General features: G+C 42.7%; 16 protein-coding genes. 4 read left to right on the top strand and 12 right to left on the bottom strand.

The genetic code is table 11. The features are described from left to right. The first annotated feature begins 265 nt into the window (after nt 1-265). Genes DXD65_RS14610 through DXD65_RS14595 form a run of 4 tightly spaced genes read left to right on the top strand, consistent with a single transcriptional unit; the run spans nt 266 to nt 9,375 of the window. On the top strand, nt 266-3,730 hold the full coding sequence (locus tag DXD65_RS14610) for a TonB-dependent receptor (protein ID WP_057087123.1): 3,465 nt from the start codon (nt 266-268) through the stop codon (nt 3,728-3,730). 21 nt (nt 3,731-3,751) lie between these two features. Continuing rightward, complete coding sequence (locus tag DXD65_RS14605; RefSeq protein ID WP_005829669.1) at nt 3,752-5,299, top strand: RagB/SusD family nutrient uptake outer membrane protein; 1,548 nt, start codon at nt 3,752-3,754, stop codon at nt 5,297-5,299. 59 nt (nt 5,300-5,358) lie between these two features. Continuing rightward, nucleotides 5,359-6,777 (top strand): Gfo/Idh/MocA family protein, encoded by a 1,419-nt coding sequence (locus DXD65_RS14600; protein WP_005829667.1) that lies wholly within the window; start codon nt 5,359-5,361, stop codon nt 6,775-6,777. A gap of 15 nt (nt 6,778-6,792) precedes the next feature. After that, the gene (locus tag DXD65_RS14595) at nt 6,793-9,375 is read left to right on the top strand and encodes a glycoside hydrolase family 3 C-terminal domain-containing protein (protein WP_005829665.1); all 2,583 of its coding nucleotides are present in this window, start codon (nt 6,793-6,795) and stop codon (nt 9,373-9,375) included. Between the two features lie 194 nt (nt 9,376-9,569). Here DXD65_RS14595 and DXD65_RS14590 read toward each other — a convergent pair whose 3' ends face one another. From DXD65_RS14590 to DXD65_RS14535, 12 genes are all read right to left on the bottom strand, one after another. Beyond that, nucleotides 9,570-10,586 carry a metallophosphoesterase family protein gene (locus DXD65_RS14590; RefSeq protein ID WP_005829660.1) on the bottom strand — a complete coding sequence of 339 codons (1,017 nt, stop codon included), beginning with the start codon at nt 10,584-10,586 and terminating at the stop codon, nt 9,570-9,572. Between the two features lie 31 nt (nt 10,587-10,617). Then, nucleotides 10,618-11,097 carry a 2-C-methyl-D-erythritol 2,4-cyclodiphosphate synthase gene (gene ispF / locus DXD65_RS14585; RefSeq protein WP_005829658.1) on the bottom strand — a complete coding sequence of 160 codons (480 nt, stop codon included), beginning with the start codon at nt 11,095-11,097 and terminating at the stop codon, nt 10,618-10,620. Between the two features lie 183 nt (nt 11,098-11,280). After that, a complete protein-coding gene (locus tag DXD65_RS14580; protein WP_005829656.1) occupies nt 11,281-12,414 on the bottom strand; it encodes an aldose epimerase family protein in 1,134 nt (377 codons plus the stop codon). Between the two features lie 42 nt (nt 12,415-12,456). Next, nucleotides 12,457-13,680, bottom strand: coding sequence for an anaerobic sulfatase-maturation protein (locus DXD65_RS14575; RefSeq protein ID WP_005829655.1), 1,224 nt, complete (start codon nt 13,678-13,680; stop codon nt 12,457-12,459). A 46-nt stretch (nt 13,681-13,726) separates the two neighbouring features. Then, a complete protein-coding gene (locus tag DXD65_RS14570; RefSeq protein WP_005829653.1) occupies nt 13,727-15,292 on the bottom strand; it encodes a sulfatase in 1,566 nt (521 codons plus the stop codon). A 48-nt stretch (nt 15,293-15,340) separates the two neighbouring features. Further along, nucleotides 15,341-16,954 carry an arylsulfatase gene (locus DXD65_RS14565; protein WP_172679948.1) on the bottom strand — a complete coding sequence of 538 codons (1,614 nt, stop codon included), beginning with the start codon at nt 16,952-16,954 and terminating at the stop codon, nt 15,341-15,343. 63 nt (nt 16,955-17,017) lie between these two features. Continuing rightward, nucleotides 17,018-19,183 carry a GH92 family glycosyl hydrolase gene (locus DXD65_RS14560; RefSeq protein WP_005829649.1) on the bottom strand — a complete coding sequence of 722 codons (2,166 nt, stop codon included), beginning with the start codon at nt 19,181-19,183 and terminating at the stop codon, nt 17,018-17,020. Between the two features lie 12 nt (nt 19,184-19,195). Continuing rightward, nucleotides 19,196-20,581, bottom strand: coding sequence for a sulfatase (locus DXD65_RS14555; RefSeq protein WP_005829647.1), 1,386 nt, complete (start codon nt 20,579-20,581; stop codon nt 19,196-19,198). A gap of 24 nt (nt 20,582-20,605) precedes the next feature. Then, nucleotides 20,606-22,420: a glycoside hydrolase family 2 protein gene (locus tag DXD65_RS14550; RefSeq protein ID WP_005829645.1), complete on the bottom strand. Its 1,815-nt coding sequence runs from the start codon at nt 22,418-22,420 to the stop codon at nt 20,606-20,608. Between the two features lie 69 nt (nt 22,421-22,489). After that, entirely contained in the window at nt 22,490-23,959 is a 1,470-nt protein-coding gene (locus tag DXD65_RS14545) for a glycoside hydrolase family 125 protein (RefSeq protein ID WP_005829643.1), read from the bottom strand. Between the two features lie 14 nt (nt 23,960-23,973). Then, nucleotides 23,974-25,194, bottom strand: coding sequence for a glycoside hydrolase family 76 protein (locus DXD65_RS14540; protein WP_369739246.1), 1,221 nt, complete (start codon nt 25,192-25,194; stop codon nt 23,974-23,976). A gap of 12 nt (nt 25,195-25,206) precedes the next feature. Beyond that, nucleotides 25,207-25,674, bottom strand: a complete 468-nt coding sequence (locus DXD65_RS14535; protein WP_005829639.1) for a SusE domain-containing protein — start codon at nt 25,672-25,674, stop codon at nt 25,207-25,209. Nucleotides 25,675-25,695 lie beyond the last annotated feature (21 nt).

Below are 25,695 nucleotides of genomic sequence, written 5' to 3'. Positions count from 1 at the left end.
TAACAATATGAACCAGATTATCAAAACGGGTTAATAAAAAAGGGACCAGAACATTAAAGAGCGTCCAAATATAAAGGTTTCCATATCATCTGCCAAAAAAAAGGAGTTTTTTAACGAGGTGCAGGAACAATATTCATCATGAATGTTAATAAATGTTTTATTTCTATTTTCAAATGAGTAATTCTATATTTGCCGGACTCTTTAATTAATAAAGGCCTTAAAACATTAAAGAGAAAAATTATTATTAACTAAAATCTAATTCATTATGGGAACATACTGGTCACAGAATGCCCTGACAAGATGTCCAAAAGGACTTTGTCTTCTATTACTGCTTATTGCAGGCATATTCCCTCTTGCTTCTCATGCACAGAATGCAGGTATCAACATCAACCTGACCGACAAACCTCTATCCGCATTCATTCAAAGCATTGAACAGCAGACAGACTTTAAATTCTTCTATGAACAACAACAAGTAGACGTGAAACAGCATGTCACTGTAAATGTACGGAATGCATCCATTAACGCCGCCCTGGAACAAGCTTTGAGGAATACGAATATTGCCTATTCAATCTCCGAAAAACGAATTCTTCTAACCCAAAAACAAGATAACGCCCCGTCGCAGTCTGGTAAGGTCATACTTGCCAAAGGACAAGTGACGGACAAGAACAGTATCCCCGTCATCGGTGCAAACATTCTTGTCAAAGGCAGTACTCTAGGATGCATTACCGACATAGACGGTAATTATTCACTGGAAGTACCTACCGGAAGCACACTCGTTGTCTCTTATATAGGGTACACTACCCAGGAAGTGACCTTAAAGAACAACAAGTTCCGGCAGATTGTGCTGGAGGAGGACAGCAAAATGTTGGATGACGTGGTAGTGGTAGGATACGGTACGGTCAAGAAACGCGACTTGACGGGCTCTGTGTCCAGTGTAAAAGGAGACGACCTAAACTTGAACGGCGTATCTTCCATCGGACATGCACTCGAAGGTAAGGCTGCCGGACTCTATATCCGCCAGAACAGCGCACAGCCCGGTGGCGGTCTGGACATTCTGGTCCGCGGTGCCGGTTCCGTCAATGCCAGCAATGACCCGCTCTATATCGTAGACGGTTTCCCCATCGCTAAGCTGGACCAAGCCTCGGGTGGAGATGCCAAAATGGACCCGGGTACACAAGGAATCCTAAACTTCCTGAATCCGAACGATGTAGAATCCATCGAAGTGCTGAAAGATGCCAGTGCCACTTCCATCTACGGTGCACGTGCTGCCAACGGTGTCGTTATCATCACCACCAAAAGAGGTAAGGAGGGGAAAGCCCGTGTGAACTACTCATACAACTACTCTTTCCAGAAATACACAGACAATTATGACCTCTTGTCTCTGCAAGAATGGATGGTAGAAAAGAACAGCACCACCTGGGAATCCTGGTTATGGAACAACAACGTGTCCCCTTGGGGAAACAGAACGCTGGAAGAAGCACAAGCCAATCCTGCCAACGGAGTGGCATACAGCCGACCTTACTCGGACAATGACATTGCAGGCGCCGGCCCCGGAACTGACTGGTTGGGACTGATTACACGCGACGGACAGATACAGGAACACAACGTCAACCTGCAAGGTGGTAGTGAAAGTACGCAATACATGGTGTCGTTCAACTATTACGACCACCAGGGTATCGTCAAGAATTCCGGTATGACTCGTTATACTGCCAAAGCAAACATTGACCAGAAGTTTCTGAACATCTTCAAGGCAGGTCTGAACCTTACATTGACCCGCATCGACAACGACAACACTCAGTTAGGTTCCGGGCAATTCGAAAACTCCGGTATCATTCGCTCTGCCATACAGATGGGTCCCAATATCCAGGCGTATGACGAAGCAACCGGTACGTATCCCATCAACCCCTTACTGGGACAACAGCCCAACCCCTACTCCTTGCTGAACAATACGGACAAAGGACGTACTGACCGCCTCTTGGGTAATATCTTCATCGAAGCAAAACCCATCGCAGGACTGACACTGCGCGTCAACGCCGGTTTGGACCACGCCAATGTGGACCGCAAAACCTACCAGCCCCGCAGCACGCTGAACGGAAAGAATCTGAATGGTGTAGCCTACATCTACAATACCGACAACAACCAGTATCTGATGGAAGCAACTGCCACCTATCAGCGCACTTTCGCAGATATCCACAGCATCAACCTGCTGGCAGGCACCTCTTACGAAAAATTCAATTATGACGCATCGGAACTGGGCAACAACAATTTCATCACAGATGCATTCCTCTGGAACAACATGGATGCCGGTACAGGTACCAAAATCACCAAATCCACCTCTACCGAGAATAAGATGATGTCCTACTTCTTCCGTGCCGGATACATTCTGAAGAACCGCTATCTGCTGACAGCTACACTGCGTGCCGACGGTGCCAGCGTATTTGCCAAGAACAACAAATGGGGATATTTCCCATCGGTTGCAGCTGGATGGACCATGAGCGAAGAAAACTTTATGCGCAACATTGACTGGCTATCCAACCTCAAACTGCGTCTCAGCTGGGGACAGACCGGTAATGCAGACATCAGTACCAATGCCTTTGCCAGCTACGGAGCACAAGGCAGCTGGATAAACTCCGACTACAAAACGGTAAGCGGCGTCATGAAAAGCCGCCTTGAAAATCCAGACTTGAAATGGGAAACGACAACTGAATGGAATCTCGGACTGGACTTCGGCTTCTTGAAGAGTCGCATCACTGGTTCTGTGGAACTCTACCAGAGAGTGATTTCGGACCTGCTGAACTACAAGCCCCTGAATACCTATCAGGAGGTGAAGCAAGTAATGGCAAACATCGGCAAGACGCAGAGCCGTGGTATCGAAGTCACCTTGAATACCCGCAACATTGTCACCAAAGACTTCTTCTGGGAAACATCACTGACGTATACCAAATACAAAGATCGCTGGAAAGAACGCACTCCGGACTGGAAACCGAACGTATATGAGAAAGAGACAGACCCGATACGAGCCATCTACTCCCGCCGTGCCGACCATATCATGCAGATAGGTGAAGAAGCTCCTACCGCACAGCCGGACCTGCGTCCGGGACAGATTGTCATCAAGGACCTCGACGGCTATGTACGCGATGAAAACGGCAACCCGAAAGTGGATGAGAACGGTCGCTTCATGCTGCTGGGACGCCCCGACGGCATCATAGACGAAGCCGACACCGAACTTATCGGTACGTTGGACCCGGGCTGGATGGCAAGTATGACCAATACATTCAAGTACAAAGGTTTCGACCTCAATATCATGTTCAACGGTATGTTCGACCGCATCATGCAGGACCCCACTGAAATGGATTTCGGCGTAAACGGCGGTGGAATCGCCCAAAGCGGCTACAACATGTTGCGAACCATCAAAGACAGATGGACCTTCGACAATCCGTCGACCACACGTCCCAGCTCTTACTACATCACCGGAACTAACTATACGGCAGGAGACTTCTTCTACCAGAAAGCCTGGTTCATCCGTCTGCAGAACATCAGCCTGGGATATACACTGCCCAAGTCTTTACTGGCAAAAACTAAGGTGCTGAGTAATGTACGTTTCCATGCTTCCGTCAACAACCTGTTTGTTATCACTCCCTATAAAGGCCTTGACCCCGAAACAGATGCTTATGCGGCAGCCTATCCCAATGCACGTACCTTCAGCTTCGGTGTAGATGTTTCATTCTAATCATTTATAAAAAGTATTCTTATGAAAAAGTACTGTAAACTATTTATATTGGCAGCAGCTCTGATGGGAGGCTTGTCTCTGAACAGCTGCATAGACCTTGACCCCATAGACTATTCCGACATCAATCCGTCCAATTTTCCACAAACGGAAACAGACGTTGAGTCGATGGTCAACTCATGCTACTACTCTGTACGCTCCAGCTGGTTCGACGGGCTCTTCTCAACCAGTGAACGCGGAGTAACCGTAGTAAACGACCTTACCACAGAAATTCTAACCTGCAAATCCGGTTTCCTGAAAGACGTATCCGACCTTAATTTTTTCCCAACCACCGCCGACCTTACCCGCTTCTACTACACAGATACAGATGCATACAGCGACGGTTGGCTCAATGACATCAGCCGCTGCACCTCCGTACTGGCACAGATTGAAGCATGCGACTTCCTGAGCACGGAGAAGAAACAACGCTACGCTGCGGAAATAAGATGTGCCCGCGGACTCATTTCCTATACCTTGTACGACATGTTCGGTCCACTGGTCATAGCTCCGCTGGAAGTACTGGAAAATCCCACAGTGGAAAAGCCGCTGGCACGCCTTTCCAAAGAGGAAATGGTAAAGTTCATAGAAGAAGACCTGATCTTTGCAGCTAGCTACCTGCCCACCCCAGCAGAAGCCGAATACGGCAGATTCAGCCAGGGACTTGCCAATATGCTCCTCATCAGGCTCTATCTGCACGAGAGCCCAGACGACAAGAGTTACTACACAAAAGTAGAAACGATTGCCCGCGAACTGATGAGTTCGTCTTACGGTTACCGCTTGTCTGCAGACTATACGAAGATGTTTGAGATAGGTGGACAAGGTAAGAGCAATACGGAAATAATATGGGCAATCCCCGTCAACACGGAAGCAGTAAGCTGGAATGACTGGCACATGTTCGTACTGCCCACCGACTTTGCAGACCATGGTATGGCAAGTGGATACGAATGCGTGAACAGCACCTGGTATTTCTATGACAGCTTTGAGGAAAATGACGTCCGTAAGACTTATCTGGTGGCTTCTTACCAGGCTCAAAACGGTGACATCGTAGATCGTGAGAACCCCAGTTCACACCTTGAGTTAGGTCCTATTCCATTGAAATACGGCTACGACACCAACGTCACTGGCAATGGAGGCAAAAGTTCTATCGACCCGATTATCTACCGTCTGGCAGATGTGTATCTGACACTGGCAGAAGCGCTCTATCTGAAACCCGGCTCATCTGCTGCGGATAAGGAAGAAGCGATGACCCACATCAACACCATCCGCAACAGAGCCGGACTGGATGGTATCAGCAACAGTGAGGTCAATACGGAAGAAAAGTTCGTGGAAATACTACTGAAGGAAAGAAGCCATGAACTATGGTGTGAGAACGGACAATACCGTGCCGACTTGATTCGCTTTAACAAGTTCGTGGAACATGCCGAAACGGTAAAAGGTACGGCCTATGCCAACAAGAACAAGGAATTATATCCGTTACCACTCTCGGCCATCAACGACGGTAAGGGATTGGTTACACAGAATCCCGGTTATTAATATCCATTGCTCCTCGTCCCCATTCAGGAGATTGGGGAATCATTTAAATACAATATCCTATGAAAACAAGATATACTTTTCACACAGTATTACTGATAGCCCTATTGCTTGGCGGCCTCTTCCATTTCTCCGCCTGCACCTCTGACTCAAAGAGAGCCGAAACACAGATAAGTGTCTCCACACCACCCCGCCCTGCCGGACAGACCGATGTAGTGGGGCTGACCTGCGAACCTATCGAAACCGTGCGCATCGGATTTATCGGTCTGGGCGCCCGGGGTACCGAAGCCATCCGCCGCTTCACCTATCAAAAAGGAATCCAGGTAAAGGCTCTGTGCGACTTGAACCAGTTCCGAGTGGACAGCTGCCAAAACATGCTGAGTCGCGCCAACATGCCCGAAGCAACCACCTACTACGGCAGTGAAGATGTCTGGAAACAAGTGTGCGAACGCGATGACATAGACCTTATCTATATAGCCACCGACTGGATACACCATGCTCCCATGATGATTTATGCTATGGAGCACGGAAAACACGTGGCTTGCGAAGTACCCGCCGCCATGACACTGGATGAAATTTGGAAAGTGATAGACACCGCAGAACGTACCCGCAAACACTGCATGATGCTGGAAAACTGTGTCTATGACTTCTTTGAGATTACCACCCTGAACATGGCGCAGCAGGGTCTTTTCGGAAATATCACCCATGTGAAAGGAGCATACAACCATTGTCTATACGATATCTGGCCGGACTATAATGCCGACTGGCGCATGCAGTACAACATGGCCCACCGGGGAGACGTATACCCCACTCATGGAATGGGTCCGGCATGCCAGTTGCTGGACATTCACCGGGGCGACCGTATGAAGTATCTGGTGGCCATGGACAGCGATCCCGTTTCCCTTCCCGATTACCTGGATAAGCACGGAAGGACCGAAGATGCCAAGAACTTCCAGAACGGAGAAGTCACACTTACCTTGATACGTACAGAAAAAGGTAAAACCATCCAGATTGAGCACAACGTGGCCTCCCCCCGCCCTTACAGCCGTTTGTACCAATTATCCGGAACACAAGGATTTGCCGATAAATATCCGATGGAAGGATATGCTCTGGAAAGTAAGAACCTTCCAGAAACCATCACCAGCGGGCAGACCTTCACTGCCCACGAATACATGCCCGAAGCTGCCAAAAGCAGACTGATGGAGCAATACAAGGACCCCATCATCAAGGACATGGAAGAAAGAGCTAAGGAAGTGGGTGGACATGGCGGAATGGACTTCATCATGGATTCACGCCTCATCTACTGCTTGCACAACGGTCTGCCGCTGGATATGGACGTCTACGACCTTGCCGAGTGGTGCTCACTCATCCCGCTGACCAAACTCTCCATCGAGAATGGTTCGGTTCCCGTAGAAGTGCCCGACTTCACACGGGGAGCATGGAACAAGATACAAGGCTATCGACACGCTTTCGCCCAATAAGAAAAAAGCCATTTTATGAAACCGACCTTTTTATCTCATTTCTTAACACCCATACTGTTGTTCTGCGGGGTAGCTACGCTACCCCTGCAGGCACAGTCCTATAAAGACCCCACACTCTCGCCCGAGGAACGTACCACCGACCTTCTCCGACGGATGACACTGGAAGAGAAAATCGCCCAAATACGCCACATTCACTCCTGGAATATCTTTGACGAGCAAGACCTCAACGAAACCAAGTTGCAAGAATTCGTAGGTGACTTGTGCTGGGGATTTGTAGAAGGATTCCCGCTGACTGGAGAAAGCTGCCACCGGCACATGCGGCGCATACAAGAATATATGGTGAAGCATACCCGGCTCGGAATTCCGGTCTTCACAGTTGCCGAAGCCTTGCACGGTTCGGTACACGAAGGCTCCACCATCTACCCGCAGAACATCGCACTGGCTTCCACTTTCAATCCGGAGCTGGCCTACCGTCGTGCCGCAGAGATATCCAAAGAACTGCATTATCAAGGCATCCGTCAGATTCTGGCACCATGCATAGACGTGGTGCGCGATTTAAGATGGGGGCGTGTAGAAGAGAGTTACGGCGAAGACCCTTTCCTGAATGGCATCTTCGCTTATGAAGAGGCAAAAGGCTATCTGGACAACGGAATATCCCCTATGCTGAAACATTATGGTCCGCATGGCAACCCGTTGGGAGGTCTCAACCTTGCCTCGGTCCATTGCGGTGTGGGAGAACTGCATGATGTCTATCTCCAACCGTTCAAACGGGTTGTCACCTCCCTGCCGATACACGCTGTGATGTCCACCTACAATTCATGGAACCGTGTCCCCAACTCCTCCTCACACTATCTGCTCACCGAGGTCCTGCGCAACCGCTGGGGCTTTCAAGGGTATATATATTCTGACTGGGGAGCCATAGACATGCTACACACCTTCCAGCGTACCGCCTCCAACCAAGCGGAAGCAGCGGTGCAAGCCATTGTTGCCGGATTGGACGTAGAAGCCTCCAGCGAATGTTTCCCACATCTGGCTGCACTGGTCAAGGAGAAAAAAGTAGATGAAGGGATTATCGACAAGGCAGTGAGCAGGGTTCTTCTTGCCAAATTCCGTATGGGATTGTTCGAGGACCCTTATGGAGACAGATTTGCAGGACACTCCTTGCACTCGCAGGAGAATATCCAGGTAGCGCGACAGATAGCCGATGAATCTACCGTCCTTTTGAAGAATGACAAGGACCTGCTACCGCTAAACCTATCTCAGTTGAAATCCATTGCTGTCATCGGACCGAACGCAGACCAGGTGCAGTTTGGAGATTATACTTGGAGCCGTACCAACCAAGATGGCATCACCCCGCTGGAAGGCATACGCAAGCAGGTGGAACCGGTCGGCATAAAGATACGTTATGCCAAAGGATGCAACATGATGTCCATGGATACCACGCAAATTGCGGCGGCTGTTGAAGCGGCACGGCAGAGCGATGCAGCTATTCTGTTCTGCGGCAGCGCTAGCGCCTCGCTGGCAAGGGATTACCACGAAACCAACTGCGGAGAGGGCTTCGACCTTACCGACCTTTCTCTGACAGGTGCCCAAGGGAAGTTGATACAAGCCGTCCATGCCACCGGGAAACCGGTCGTGCTGGTCTTGGTTACGGGAAAGCCTTTCGCCATCGCATGGGAAAAGGAGCATATACCCGCCATCCTTGTACAATGGTATGCAGGAGAGCAGGAAGGCAGCTCCATCGCCGATATTCTGTTCGGAAAGACAAATCCTTCCGGCCATCTGACCGTCTCGTTCCCCAAAAGCAGCGGACATCTGCCTGCCTATTACAACCACTTGCCTACGGACCGGGGATTCTATCATAAACCGGGAAGTTATGAACAGCCCGGTCGGGACTATGTATTCTCCTCTCCCGGTCCCTTATGGGCCTTCGGGCACGGACTGACCTATACAACCTTTGAGTATGCGGATTTGCAGATAGAACAAACAACGGATTCGGTAAAAGTCCTTGTAACAGTGAAAAACACCGGAACACGGGCGGGTAAAGCCGTACCGCAACTCTACGTAAGGGATGTGTTTAGCTCCATATCCACCCCGGTCAGGCAGTTGAAAGCGTTTCAGAAAGTAGAGCTGAAACCCGATGAAGAAGTTCAAGTCCCCCTGCACTTTGCCATCGAAGATTTAGCCTTTACTAACGAAAACGGACAGACGGCAGTAGAACCTGGTAACTTTGAGATACAAATGGGAGATGCTTCAGACCATATCTTGTTGAAAGACATCATCAGTATAGGAAAGACCTCTGCCGATGGGCACCAAACAGAACAAAGACAAGCCGGAAAAGAAATAGGTAAAGGAACCATTATATCCATCAAAGGCATGGTGCGCGATGTGCAGGCCACTCCGGCAGACAGAGTGGAAATCTACTCTACCGCACAGCAACGGGTGGTGGGTGTCACTGATAAAAGCGGCAGATATACCATAGAGGTACCGGAAGATGATATACTTGTTTTCCGCAAATCCGGATATCTAAACGAGGAGGTCAACGTGGCTGGAAAGAGCAGCATTCTGATTACAATCAGAAACGGAACAGACCTTTAGCCGTGAACGTGAAAGAGTAAGGGAGAAGAATCAAAAGACAATAGGTATTCATGCACGAGATGTACATCTCATCCTGTACGAGATATACATCTCACGCAGCATAAGATGTGCATCTCGTACATGAAAAACAATAATGTTTCTATCGGGAAAGTATAGGTTCCCACCCATTATGGGATAAGGCTCTCCATTTCAGTCTATTCCGTCACCAACGGACGCTTACGCCAATCGTCCTTCACATAGCTGTCGGGGTAGACCGTCTTATCAATGATTTCACCACCTTTCAGACGAATCCAGGTGGTGAAAGTACGGGCGCCTTCCTTCATCACAATGACACGTGCACCGTTGGGAAGGTGGTTGTACTCAGTATTGCCACCTGTGAAACGGCCGTAGGCCAGAAGGATTCCTTTCCACATCACGGCATAGTCGTTGTCATGGTCGTGCCCGACAAACATACCCATCACATCACCGGCCTCTTTCATGGCAGTGAACATGCCCGTATTCAGTTCCGGAGCGCAAGCCTTTTCCATGCGGGTACCTATCAGTATGGCGTTCTCGTCAGAAGCGGCTTCATTATATTCCGGCAGAGGGATATGAAAGAATGCCAGTGCAGGCAAAGGTTGCCCACCGTTTTTTGCTTTATAAGCGGCACTCTGCTGGCGGTACCAGTTCACCTGGTCGAAAGTGAGCCAGTCGTACCCTTTTACATCGGGCAGTTTGGAGTAGGAATGGGAATCCAGACAGTAAAGCAGGGCTGCATCCTTCTTGCCGTCCGAGGATTTCAGTGTGAGGACATAGTCGGGGGATTCAACTCCGCCACGGTCGGGTTGGATATTGAAAGGCATGGAACGGATAACATCATAAAGTTCGGCACGTGTTTTTCCCTGCTCGTTGTCGTGGTTACCAAAGGTTACGACAAAAGGAATCTTACGGTCCGTAGCATAGGAAAGCACCTTGCGCATGGCCGTATCGGCAGGTGCGGCATAGACCACATCGCCGGTAAAGACTACTAAATCGGGGCGCTCAGCATCGAGCACCTCGCCAATACGCTTCAAAGCAATGTCTGAAGCCGGATTACCATACTTAAAGTGGATGTCTGTAAACTGGACGATTTTAAACTCTCCGTTCTTGTTGAACTGCAAAGGCGATACTTGTGCCGGGCAGAACAAGGAGGATAAAAGTGTCAGACAAAAGGCCAAAGAGATTTTCTTCATATAAGTGGATGATTAAATTGAGTTGATATTATTATTCCTTTACTATCAATACAGTGGCATAGGCGGATATACCTTCCTCTCTGCCCGTAAAGCCAAGTTTCTCCGTGGTGGTGGCCTTGATGGAGATGGCATCCTCATCTATTCCCATCACCGCGGCAAGCGTACGCTGCATTTCGGGAATATAGGCCTTCAACTTAGGCCGCTCAGCGCAGATGGTGGCATCAATGTTACCTACCGAATAGCCTTTGGTAGCTATCAATTCTATTGTTTTCTTTAGCAGAATCTTGCTGTCTATGTTCTTAAACTCACCGGCAGTATCAGGAAAATGATAGCCGATGTCACGCATATTCGCCGCTCCCAGCAATGCGTCACAGATAGTATGGATGAGCACGTCCGCATCCGAGTGCCCCAACAATCCCTTTTCATGTTCCAAGCGAATACCGCCTAGCCAAAGCTCGCGCCCTGCCACCAGCTGGTGGACGTCAAAGCCAAAACCTACACGTATCTTCATATCGTTGCTTCTTTAAGTTGACACGAAAGTACGGAATTTATATCTGAAAAGAAAAATTTTCATCTTCTTTTAAATGAAAAAAGGAACTGCCAAGCCATCCAAATGATATATTTCAGTTGAATAGCGTAAGCAATTCCTTTAAAAACAAATTATTCTTAAAATCTAATACCTATTGTTTTTTACCTACTTCTTTACGCTAAATTTATAAATACAAGTATGAGTATATTTTTCTTCCGGAGACAAATAAGTTGAAGGGAAATTCACATGATTAGGACTATCCGGGAACTTTTGGGTTTCCAAAGCTAAGGCCTCTCTATATTTTATAGTTTCACCATATTTACCTTTCACCTCACCATTAAAAAAATTCCCACTATAAAACTGTAACCCGGGCTGGTCAGTATACACCTCCATCAAACGCCCACTTTGCGGTTCGTACAAAGAAGCTATCAATCTTACTTTCGCCTCAGTTCTCTTCAGCACCCAATTATGATCATACCCCAAACCATTCCGTAACTGCTCATCCTCCATATTTATCCTGCTTCCTATCACTACTGGATTACGAAAATCAAACGGAGTTCCATCTACCGAGACAATCTCTCCTGTAGGAATCAATAAGCTATCAACCAAGGTTATGCTATCAGCATTAATGGTCAAGATATGGTCAGTAATCGTTCCACCAGACTCACCTTTCAAATTAAAAAAGGCATGATTAGACAAGTTTACAACCGTCGGCTTATCCGTAGTAGCTTCATATATAATTTTAAATTCATTTTCAGATGTCACAGAGTAACGAACCTTAATATTAAGCGTACCAGGAAATCCTTCCTCATTATCCGGTGAAACGTATGAAAAATCAATGGACTTATCAGAAATCCTATCAACATTCCATACTCTCATATCTAATCCTTTCAATCCTCCATGAAGGGTTTGTCCATTATTATTAAGAGGCAATTGATATTGTACACTGTCTATCATAAACCTTCCTTTTGAAATACGATTGGCATATCTTCCTACAATAGAACCCAAGAAACGTTCCCCTTCATTATTCAAATAGCGATCTATATTTTCATAACCTACAGCTACATCTGCATACTCTCCATCTTTATCAGCCGTCCAAATAGAAACAACCCGTAACCCCAAATTAGTGACTTGTACAACAAGTCCATTACCAGAGTCTATCGTATACAATGAAACAAGTTTACCATTCACCTCCTTTTCAAAAGCAGATGCGTTTAACAACGAAATTTTCCCACTGTCTTTTGGAACACATGAAAACAGAGACAGAAGCATTATAAAAGTAAACAAATATCCCTTCATATTCTTTCTTTGCTATAAATTTATTCAAATTCGCGACCCTACCTAAATAGAAGAGGCTCTAATTGCCTCCATAATATTGGCAGGAGGCCGTTTATTATTTAATTCGTTTTTCATGAAATTCATATACGGAGCCACATAATCAAAAAATTGATAATATCCTTTACATAAATAATTTAACCCAGACTCACCCAATTCAGTTTTACAAAACCGGTTCTTTGGACATTCACCATTACAAGCAAATAAGAATTTACAGTTTTTACATTGTCTTGGTAAAGACCTATACTTGTTTTGTCCAAATTCCAATTGCTTCTCTCCATAAAACATCTCTATCAATGTTTTTGAATAAATATTTCCTAATTTATACTGAGGGAACACAAAATGGTCACATGAATACACATCACCATTAAACTCCATTACCCCTGCATGCCCGCACGTTTTTCCCATTGTGCATATGCCTGGATTTTCACCGACCCAATTCGCCAAAGTTGCGTCAAATAACTGTATGTAATACTCACCGACATCATTATGCACCCATTCCTCAAAAATAGTACATAAGAAATTTCCCCATTGTTCAGGCGTAACAGAAAATTCCATCAATTCAGGAGTATCCTCTCCAATTGTAGCCAATAGGCGTCCGTCATTATGCCTAAAAATACGTTCGACAATAGGAGTAAACTGTATATAACGACATCCTATCTCTTTAAAGAAATTATAAAACTCCAACGGATAGTCTGCGTTGAGATTATTAACAACAGCCATAGCATTCCAATCAACCCCATATTTATTCAATAAATGGATTCCCTTCATCACCTTCACAAAAGAGGGTTGTCCCTGCTTATTCCTTCGATATCTGTCATGAAACTCTTGAGGGCCATCAATAGACACCCCTACAAGCCAATCATTCTTTTTTAAAAATTCGCACCATTCGTCAGTCAACAATGTACCATTAGTCTGTATGCAATTGCTAATTGTTCTTCCGTGAGCATACTTCTGCTGCAACTCCATAGCCCTCTTATAAAAAGCAAGGGGACGCATCAATGTTTCTCCTCCATGCCACGTGAAAAGAATCTGAGGCATAGTTTGAGAATTGATATATTCCTCAATAAACTTCTCTAATAGCTTGTCATTCATTACATGTTTCGGCTCATCTTTATACAATTTAGACTTTTCCAAATAATAACAATAACTACAAGCTAGATTGCATACAGCACCAACCGGTTTAAGCATTACATACAACGGATGGGCAAATGGTGCGAAAATTGCCATATCTTCTACAACTAAAATAAAATATTACACAAATAAATATACAAGCTCAATGAAACAAATAATTGTGTTCATTTCTCCTAAAACGATAACGCTGGCGTGGTATTGGCAAAGGGTCATGCGTTGAAATATCCCATCTCAAAAGTTCCTCTATCATTTCATTTTTTACTTTATTAAATTTCTTGTCAGAAAACAAATTATTCAGTTCTGAAGGATCCGCTTTGAGATTATAAAGTTGACCATTAGCATTCATATCATAAACCAGTTTCCAATCCCCCTTCCGGAGCATGCGCATCGTTCCACTTTGTGTCCATGTATTAAGTTCATCAAAAAATAATCCCTTTTTACCTACTGCCCCCTCTTCCCTATAGTCCGTGGCATCCACCTTCGTATAATACATTCCGCCAAATCCATCTTGAGCCATGACGCTTCTGAATTCTTGTTCCGGATATTCTTTCCCTTGTAAGAGCGGCCAAAGACTACGTCCCTGCACTCCCATTGGAATTTCAGCTCCTATTATTTCACAAATAGTAGGAAAAATATCAATAATACTCACATGAGCATTGTGAGGAATAGCAGATGCTTTAATACCAGGACCAGTCCACTGCATAGGAATACGCGTAAGAACATCATCAAGTCCTACCCCTTTTTTCATTAAACCGTATTCGCCTACATAGTCACCATGATCTGCAACAAATATAATTATCGTATTATCATATACTCCGTTTTTCTTCAGTTCCCCGACAAAGCGTGACAATTGGTCATCTATCATACGCAACATTCCGTGATAATTTGAACGTAAGCGCTGCAGATTTTCCCTATATCCGACATGCCCTTGTGCCATCATTTCGGCTAATAATTGATATTCCTCGCCTTTAGTATTTAAATCTTTGGCTGAACTTCCCATTTCAGGAAGTGATTCTGGAGGAAACATTGAATAATAGGGCTCGCAAACTTGATAAGGATTATGAGGCTCAGCAATCGAAAACCACATCAGAAAAGGTTTATCCTTATGCGAATCAATCCAATGACAAGCATCATCTACCATCCGATAAGGCAACTGCGCTTCTACTCCATAAGGGGATGGTTCCATACTGGCATACATATCCAGAGTTCCCAAATACCGGTCAAAAGCCTTTCCTTTCTCACTCTTGTTCCTTGACTCCTGTCCACCGTGATTATACGGACTCCAATAATCCACCCGGTCAGCAGTAAGATGTGAGTGATTTTTTCCAACCATAGCAGTGGTGTATCCTTTTTCTTTAGCTACATCAAAAAGATCCTTTGTATAGTAGGCATCTTTTATATTATGATTGGACTTAACATGGGTCGCACTCGGAAATCTTCCGGTCAACATTGAAACACGTGCCGGACCACTGGCTGGAGCAGAGGTATAAGCACAGTCAAACCATGTACCATTTTTGGCCAGATTATCGGCAAAAGGCATCGTGTTCAGCGGATATCCTTCCCGTTGTAACAAATCAACACGCAATTGATCTGCCATAATAATGATGATATTGGGCTCCTTCGTTACTTCCTGTGCAGAGATAGAAGATAAAACTGAAACTGAAACTGAAACTCCTGCCAAGATTTTCTGCCTAACATTACTTTGCATAATCAAATATAGTTATTATTCAATACAAATTATTTCACAAGTGTTTTATTATTTAGGAGAAGGAACAACCATACAGCGTTTCGCCCATTCTTCATATTGTTTTTGCATCTTCGCTAACCTATCTGGATATTTGTCAGCAACATTGTGCATTTCGGTTCTGTCCTCATTAAGATTATACAGTTCCCACTGTGCTTTGTTACCTGGCTGAATTATTTTCCATCCGTCTTTAGCAATAAGAGCTTTTTCATTGAAATGTTCGAAGCCCAAATATTCATGTCCCTTCCTTTTACTACCCTTTAAAATAGGAACAAGACTCTTACCTTCCAACGGAAGAATTGAATTGCCTTGATATTTTTTTGGATATTTGGCCTTTGCCAAGTCAATGCACGTAGCCATTATATCTATTACATGTCCCGGCTGATTTGTAATTCCCCCTTTTCCTTTATTTATACCTTTGGGCCAGAAGGCTATCAAAGGTGTATTGATTCCTCCCTCATAAGATTTCGCTTTCCAAAAACGGAACGGCGTATTAGCAACATTAGCCCATATCGGCCCGATAGATGCATAAGAAAGCTCGGAACCCGGCAAAACTTCTTTCTTACGAGGATAAATAATCTTTTCTCCAATGCGAGTCATATCCGGACGGTCATTCTCTCCTTCGCTGTAGTTTTGACAAACCTCACTACTACAACCATTATCGGACAAAAACAAAATCAATGTATTGTCTAATTGATTATTCTTCTCTAAAGCATCTATCAGTTCACCAATTCCCTGATCCATTCTATCCACCATGGCAGCATGTACAGCCATTGCTCTTGCATCCCATTCTTTAGTCGGATTATCTTCCCATTTTTTAGGACTTTGACGAGTAGTCAGAAAATTATCTGCACCTGAAAATATACCCAGTTCTTTCATTCTCTCATAACGTTTCTCCCTAATAGCGTCCCATCCTACTTTATAAGTATTCTCATATTTTTTTATATCCTCAGGAAGAGCATGCAACGGCCAATGAGGAGCGGTATACGACAGATAAAGAAAAAAAGGTTTATCTGCATTCGCATATCTATTTACATAAGATACAGCACTATCAGACAAGGCACGTGTTATATAATAATCTTTAGGTACATTTCTTACCGGAATGTCACCATTGACTAAACTGAATGGATCAAAATAATTTGCAACGCCATAAATAATCCCATAAAAATCATCGAATCCACGATTAACCGGGTAACATGCCTTATCGGCAAAATCTTCATGGTACACATGATGAGCAAGCCATTCACGCTGGTCAGACTTCAATGGAGTTTCAGCGATATGCCATTTACCTACCATTCCTGTTTGGTAACCAGCCTCTTTCAGAACCTCTGCTATAGTAACTCCATTCTCTGTCAATTGTCCTCTATACCCCGGCAAGTTATCATTAAATGTCATCCGTCCGATACCCGCTTGATGAGGATACAATCCAGTAAGTAAAGATGCCCGCGTAGGACAACTACGACTTGCATTATAAAAACTATTGAATCTTATCCCTTCTTGTGCCAACTTATCCAAGTTGGGGGTCTGAATTTCTCCTCCATAACACCCCATATCAGAGTAGCCTAAATCATCGGCAAGAATTACTATTATATTCGGACGGTTATCCTGCTGGGCATAAGCATACATGGAAGTCAATGTTAAAGCCCCGAAAGCTGTTGTATGTAATAACTTATTCATTATATTTTATATTTAATTGGTTACGATTATCAGTTCCTTACCTTCTTTCAATTGACTATGAGATATGAAATAACTATCTAATATTTTCTCTCCATATCTAATCTCATTTATCTTCTCTCCAGCTCCTTTCCTAGTTATTATGAAATCCGTCCCATCCAGATTAAAAATAACCTTCTCAAATAAAGGAACAGTCACAATATATTCTGGATCAGCTGGCGAGTAAGTATACAGACCGATAGCATTCAAAACATACCAAGATGACATCTCACCAGCATCATCCATACCAGAATAAGCCAATTTCTTAGGTCCCATCCTATAATAACCATTCAGAACTCTATTCAAAAGTTTCTGCGCTTTTTCCTGCTTATCCACAAAATAATACATATATATAGAACTGTGCCCCGGCTGGTTTCCATGGCAATATTGTCCAATAAAAGTTGTCAAATTATGAGCCTCATACCCATCCCATGGGATCATAAACAAAGAATCAAGCTTGTTTTCAAATGCTTTCTTACTTGGATAAAGTGCTATGAATCCCTCCGAATCATGCGGAGCAAAGAATGTAGATTGCCAACCATTCGCTTCACGGTACATATATTCATAAAAAGGTCTTTTAGGATCAAATGGTGTAATCCATGTTCCATCTTTCAAACGTCCGCGCATAAACTGGGTTGAGGGGTCGAAAAGATGTTTGTAACTATCAGTCCTTTTCATTAATTTTTCATAGTTTTCGCTATCGCCCAACTCTTTAGCTAAAAGTGCAGTAGCGTAGTCATCATAAGCATACTCTTGTGTTTTAGTTACAGCAGCTTTAGCTACAGTTTCCAATTTAGGGTTCGTAATATCATCTTCCGAAATCCATCCTTGCTCCATATATTCTTTAATGAAACGTCTCCCCCCCATTGGACCTTTACCACTACCTTCCACAAAAGCATTATTAAGCAATAATTCATAAGCTGCCTGTACATCAAAATCACGTATTCCCCTCAAATAACTACCTGTTACAAATGTTGACGCATGATCACCGTGGAAAAAGGTAGGCATAAACCCACCGATTTTTCCTCTATCCGTTATTGATTTTATAACATCTGTTGCCACATCAGGTGAAATCATTCCCAATAAAATCAATTTATTACGATAATCATCCCAAAAAGATGGATTGCTATAATAGCGAAAACCTTTATTTACGGTATTTCCATTTGCATCCACAAATTCTCCATTTGCATCACTAAGAAGAATGGGCCATAGGAACGAGCGGTAAAAAGTAGAATAGAATGTCTCTTTTTCTTCTTCCGTACCTCCAATTACACGTATCTTAGACAACAATTTTTCCCATGATTCCTCTGCTTCAGTTCTTACCTGACTAAAACTCTTAGCCAACATTTCACTTTCTAAATTTTCTTTGGCATTTTCTACACTGACATAAGAAAATCCCACTTTTAGCTCAAGCGGTTCCGCTATATCATCATTATCTAAGAAATTCACAACACTAACTTCTGTTTCATCATCTTTCAAGGATTCTATATTACGAATTTTATGATTAGTTACCGCATAGAAGTAGAAAGTAGATCCGGCTTTCTGATATCCTATAAAAACATTATTATCCCTTTTTTCCAATTTCCAATCTTTTACATGTTCATTCGAACGAGCAAGATCAGCCAAGAGTTTTTTATTCTTACCGTCCTTATAGGTATATTTATGATAGGCACAACGCAATGTAGAAGTTACCTCAGCATTTATATCATATTTTTCAAGGTAAACTTGATAATAACCGGGACTGGCCGATTCATGTTCATGACTATAACTGGAATAATACGTCTTAGGTTCCACTTCTCCACTAACACCAATAAATGGAACATAACAGAGATTCCAATGTCCCTTACTAGTATGTACAAAAGCATATATAACAGTATCTTCATATTGGTAACCCGAACCACTCCGCCACATTGTTACGGGAGTTACTTGTACCATTGAGTTCGGCAAAGAGGCACCTGGATAGACTTCAGCTCCCCACGCCCGTCTGGTTGGCTTATACCCTAATTCAGTACTATCCCACAAAGTTGCAGTTCCGATAAAGGGATTAACATAATCAGTCAATCGGTTCGATTTTTTAGCGACAGAACAACCAACTAAAACGCATAGCATATTTAGCAAGATAATATATTTGACAAGTTTCATCTTATTGTATTTTTAATGTTTCTTGGGATTCCATTTATGCTCCAAAGCTCTCATTTCAGTTTCTTGCCCCTTATCACCTTGTGAGTCCATCCATCTCTGCAATTGCCGACGCAACTTTTTCACTTCAGATGCATATTTTACATCATCAATCAAGTTATGCATTTGATAAGGGTCGTTTATTATATCATATAATTCTTCTTTAGGACGATATTGATATTTATGGATTTGCTGTTTTGCAAATATATCATTTTCCGCTTCATTTATCCATGAAAACCATACAGGATCTTGTTTGCGAGTGATTATATTCTGGAAAGGCACCTCCGGAGTTAAATTTAATATATAGCTGAATTTGTCATTTCTCACACTGCGAATACCGTAATAATCTGCCCCATTCGCAATGCCCCTCGTTGTTTGTATGCCAAATACATATTCCTTATTTGTCTTTTTTCCTTTTATCACAGGCAGAAAACTTTTTCCATCAAGACCTTTGGGCACTGATGCACCAGCAATATCAAGCAGGGTAGGTGTGACATCTACATATTCACACATGGCATCCGTTTCACTTCCAGGCATAGTGACCCCTTTCCAACGTACAATAAAGCCAGTTTGCAAACCAGCATCATAACAAGTCCATTTGGCAAACGGAAATTGATGCCCTTGTTCACTTGTAAATATAAACACTGTGTTTTCATCCAGATTATATTTCTTAATAAGTGCATCAATTTTGCCAACATCCGTATCCAGCTGATTAATTTCGGCAAGATAATTAGCATAATTCTTCCTTGTCTCTTTTGTATCGACAAGTGTTGGAGGAAGCGTCAACTTCTCTGCATCAAAAAGCGACCGATTGCCTCTTGTCCAAGGAGAGTGTGGATCATTTGAAGCCAGATACAAAAAGAAAGCTTGTTTCTTTACTGCAACATCAGCAATAAAAAGCTCTAAATCCGGAATATTCAGATTTTTATAGTCACCACTCAAATACTCAAAAGGGAATGCCTCCAAAGGAGCAATATGCCGTTTACCTTGCATGGCTACCCGATAACCTGCCTTTTTCAAATAATACGGAAGCGTCTTAACTCCTTCATCAATAAATGTATGATTAGGATATGCACCCGACTTCACTGGATAAAGTCCTGTCAACAAACAATGTCTGGTAGGGGAGCTCATAGCCGTAGCCTGAAAAAATCGGTTGAATTTCAAACCTTCAGATGCAATTCTATCAATATTAGGAGTTACGGCATCCGGACTCCCATAGCAACCGAGATCCCCCATACGGCAATCATCAGCTATAACCAAAATAATATTGGGAAGTGTATTCTGGGCTACCGCGGATATACTCGAAAGAGTTACACCAGCCATCACCAACAATTGCGTTTTACAGATATTCATAACATCCATATCTAAATTATCAATATTATACCTTTATTCTGCAGATAAAGAGTTACATATTTTTTTATTAATTTCTCTAACTCTTTCTTCCTCTATTTTTATGGCCTTGCGATCATAAGTCATCAGTCCATTCACTTCCACCTCAACATCGGTCGTTTGTGTATAAACAGCACCCGACACCCCTCTAGGGACAAGTTCAAGCAAGCTTTCCCCAAACTTTACATATTCATCAGTAACTTCTTTAGTGTTTTTAAACTGCACATATCCCCAGTTCTTATTAGGTTGCCAAAGGTGCCCCTTCATAGGTAAGCCAATACCACCATATTCCCCAACCACATTTACCTGAGTGGGTTCATACATCATCAACTCCGGCCGGGGATACCGATGTATATCCAAAATATCACCCACCTTATAATAATGATTACCACCACTAGCAGCATTTACCAATCGGGAAGGGTCATAATACTCTGTCCATTCTGCTATTTCTTTTGTTTTGAATTGTCCCCAAGCCTCATTGAAAGGAACCCAAACAACAATAGAGGGATATGGCATAAGATAGTCCATTATTTCTCTCCATTCTTTCTTAAAATTCTCTTCTGATTCAATGGAGCGTTCGTTCTCCTTACCATCAAAATAATTATATTGAATCCATTTAGGAGAATTATCACCACTCGGCATATCTTGCCACACAAGAATACCTAGACGATCGCAATGCGTATACCAGCGTGCAGGCTCTACCTTTATATGCTTACGAATCATATTGAACCCCCAATCTTTCGTTTTCTCAATATCATATGCCAGAGCTTCGTCTGTCGGAGCTGTATATAATCCATCTGGCCACCAACCTTGATCCAAGGGACCAAACTGGAAACAGTCTTTATTATTGAGCTGCATACGCATAATACCATCCTTATCCTTATGCATTGAGATTTTACGCATTGCAGCATAACTCTTAACTTTATCAGTCTTCTTCCCCTTATCTAACAAAGTTACCTCCAAATCATATAAGAAGGGAGATTCCGGAGACCATAACTTAACATCTGCAAGAGCAAGTTCCAATGTTTCCCCTACAACACCCTTAGTCATTGCCACTATGGTATTCTGTTCCTTCAATACAATCTGCACGACATCCGACGATGTAGTGTTTTGTGTACCAACTTTCACTTTCAAGTTCTTATTATCAATATCTGCAACAGAAACTACATTAGATATATATTTGCTACTTACCGGCTCTAACCATACCGTTTGCCAAATACCAGAAACCGGAGTGTACCAAATAGCATGGGGATTCTTTACTTGTTTCCCTCTAGGTATATACGATTCATTTGTAGGATCCCAAACCTTCACTACAAGCTTCTGGCTACCTGATGTCAAAAAAGGAGTTATATCAAATTTAAACGGTACATATCCCCCTGTATGTGTACCAATTTTCACATCATTCAAATATATCTCCGCTTTCCAGTCAACTGCTCCAAAATGTAAAAGAATATTCTTACCTCTCCAGCTAGAAGGAATATTGAAAGTTCTCTTATACCACAATTCTTTCTCTTTACCCAATTCTTTCTGCACACCAGAAAGACTTGATTCAACAGCAAAAGGAACAAGTATCTTTCCATCAAATTTTTGTGGTTCTTTTTGTCCGAAGGGTAAAATCGCATATTCCCATAACCCGTTAAGGTTCAACCAGCTGTCCCGTTCCATAATAGGACGGGGATATTCCGAAAGTATATTATCAAGATTAAGCGTTTCCGCCCATGCAGTCTTAATCTTATCACCTGCAGGTTTCCACTGAGCCGACATAGATATACTTAAAAATAAGAATGCAATAAATATTAATTTAGTTTTCATCTGATACCAATATTATTAAGTGTTTATAAATTCTATAATAGTAATTATGTCTATAACTATAGCAATCCCTTATTGAATACTGTTCAGTAAATCAGTCTTACCTTCATTCACCAGTTTCAATATTAACTCACCAAACAGTGTATTTTGCCATGCAAACCATGCACGAGTAAAATTAGCAGGATTATCCTTATGAAAAGATTCGTGTATGAAACCTGTATCTGCATCTGTATTCATAAGCGTCTTAACACACCATACAATTTCCTTATCATCCTGGCTCGTAAATGCTTTCATCATAATACTCATGGGCCATATCATATCATAGCCAATATGGGGACCACCTATTCCTTCACCAGCCGTTCCCTTGAAGAAATAAGGATTATCCTTACTCCACACAAACTTCCGTGTATTCTGATATATAGGATCATTGACATCCACATCTCCCAAATATGCCATTGACAAAAGACTCGGAGCATTAGAGTCATCCATCAAATATTGATTTCCAAAACCATCGACTTCAAATGCATATATCTGTCCATACTGGGGATGATTGCAGACCGCATATCTCCTAAGAGCATCCTCCACTTCCTGTGCCAAATGCACACACTCCTCAGACATAGCCGTTTCCTTATTCACTGTTACCAAAATCTCAGCAGCCTTACGCAAAGATGTTACTGCAAAGAAATTAGATGGAATCAAGAATTGATAAGTTGTCGCATCATCTGAAGGTCTGAAACAAGATACAATCAAGCCAACTGGATTCACTGGATTACCCAATCCATTATTGTTCATTGTATCCAATTGCCGTTCTGTTCTACGCTGAAATCTATAAGGACCTACTCCATTTTTACGTTGTTGCTCCTTAAAAGTTTTCAGAATATTTTCAATAGCTTGTAGCCATTCTTCATCAAATATACTTATATCACCAGTCGTTTTCCAATAATGATAAGCCAATCGTAGAGGATAACAAAGAGAATCTATTTCCCATTTCCTTTCGTGCAACCCCTCTTTCATGTCAGTCATATCCCGCATCCACTGATGATCCGGATTGGGGTCATAAGGGTCCAAAAATGCATTCGCATAGGGATCTATATTAATGCACTTGAACTGCCGCCGAATAACCCCTGCAAGCATCGCCTTCAACTCTGGATCTTGATTAGCCAGCTGTACATAAGGCCATACTTGCGCACCCGAATCACGAAGCCACATAGCATGTATATCTCCAGTATAGACAACCGTATCATCCTTACCATCTGTTTTCCTATAACGCACTGTAGTATCTAACGTATTCGGGAAACAATTTTCAAACATCCACGCCAGTTTAGGATTAGTCAACTCACTTTTAATTCTGCGTATTTCGGCCTCTACAGCTTGAGAAACAAATAGTCTATCTTGAAGTAAAGGGCGTTTGGTCTTATATTTTAGAGCTGTAGTAGCTACATGTGTATTATCTTTGGACAATACATAATCTGAAGCCTGAGCATTGCTTCCAGTAGCCAATACCATGGCCAATATATAAAAACTAATACTTCTATTTTTCATTTTTTCTTTATAATTTATAGATTACAATTTAAGATTGCAAGGCGTGCATACATTTCTACCATAGCAGCCTGCGTCAACAACCATTTTTTCGGGTCGCAACATTCTCCACTATAATCCACACCAAACAAGCCATATTCATCTCTTGCATGAAGCCATGCATAATCCAGACTTTTAGCAAATTCCGTCACATACATATCATTTTTATCCAAACTATATAACTCTGCAAAACCTCGTAACATAACGGCAGAAAACCATACATCTCCCTTTTTCAATAAACGGATCTGCTTTCCACTTGCCGTTACATAGTCTCTAAAAAAATAATCATAACATGACTTTGCTATTTTCTGGGCATCGATAAGATATACCGTATCTTTTGTCAACTTATATTGAATCGCCGCAGACTGCATCATTTGTCCGCTATTATAAGCATGCTTTGCCGGTCCAACACTTCCGTCAATATTTATCCGATCAAAATACAAATAATCAGTCTTGTCTTGAAGATGTTCCTTTGTCCAACTATACATTTCCTTTCCCTGATAAAAATAAGTACTGTCTTGAGTTGCTTCAAAAAGTTTGAATGCAAGCACCGAAGCAGGAGCATTGGTACAAGTATTCTTTGAAAACTTCTTTTGTTCACACCAATAGATGCCTCCATCAAATGTATCATCCATGCCACTAAGAATAAAACTCCAAATCATCTTGGCTTTGCCCAAGTACTCCTTATCCCTTGTTAACATATACAGATTTGTAAACTCAATGCCTATCCATATATTATCATCATAATAACGATCCGATTGATGAACAAACGTCACATACGACGCATAGGCATGTGGTTCTCTTTTTATATCATAATATTCTTCTAAACCGGACAATACTTTTTCCTTCAACAATCTATAAAGTTTTTTATCCCGTGTAGCCTCGTATAAAGCATTCACAGCTGAGAAGGTACCCGAATAAGGCCATAAATAAGAATAGTCTTTGGGAATGCTGTTCCGTTTATCAAACAAAATCTTTTCAGAAGCTTTGTCAAAAGGAAATGTTTCCCGCAGCAAGCACGAATTCGGAATAGAATAGTTCTGATAGAGGGAGTCCAGAAGTATCCGGGCTCTCTCTAAACAGACATTTTTCTCCATTCCACTGTTTTTTTCATTATTCTCCACATTACAACCAGCCAAACTGACGCCAATGATAAAATTAAAAACCAAAAACAGTCTCAAGAAGAAGTTCGTTCGCATCACAATCATTAACTATGGTTTTCTTATGATAGTTATAGTACGGCTCTGTGTAGCCAAAGCAGTTTTAACTCCTCTATTAGAACGTACAGTCCACTTTAGCGTAACCTCTTGCCCGGCAGCGGCACCCGCTTTTTCTGCAATGCTATTCAACACAGTTGGTGTAATTGTAGCTCCAGTACTCAAACTCTTGTTGTCAGAAGCTTGAATATGGACCGGAGAAGAGAAATTCCCTTCCGCTTTGTCAAACAACACATCATAATACACAAGGCTATAACCATCTTGCGCCTCAGCCTCTTCCCATTCAAACAAGACATTACCCGATGATTGCAGATCAATACGGCTATTATCTATCGGTACTATAAGAGCTTCTACTGCCGTAACATTCAAATCTTCAAATTCTTTGGTATCATCGCACCCCACAAAAATCATCATTATTCCCCAAAGCGATGCTATAAGGATAAACAATAAACTATTTCTCATCTTTTCAAAATTTAATTAATA

The sequence above is a fragment of the Bacteroides sp. 4_1_36 genome (assembly GCF_003466325.1).
Taxonomy (GTDB): Bacteria; Bacteroidota; Bacteroidia; order Bacteroidales; family Bacteroidaceae; genus Bacteroides; species Bacteroides uniformis.
Note: the sequence above shows the minus strand (reverse complement) of the source record. Positions and strands in the feature narration are given on the sequence as shown.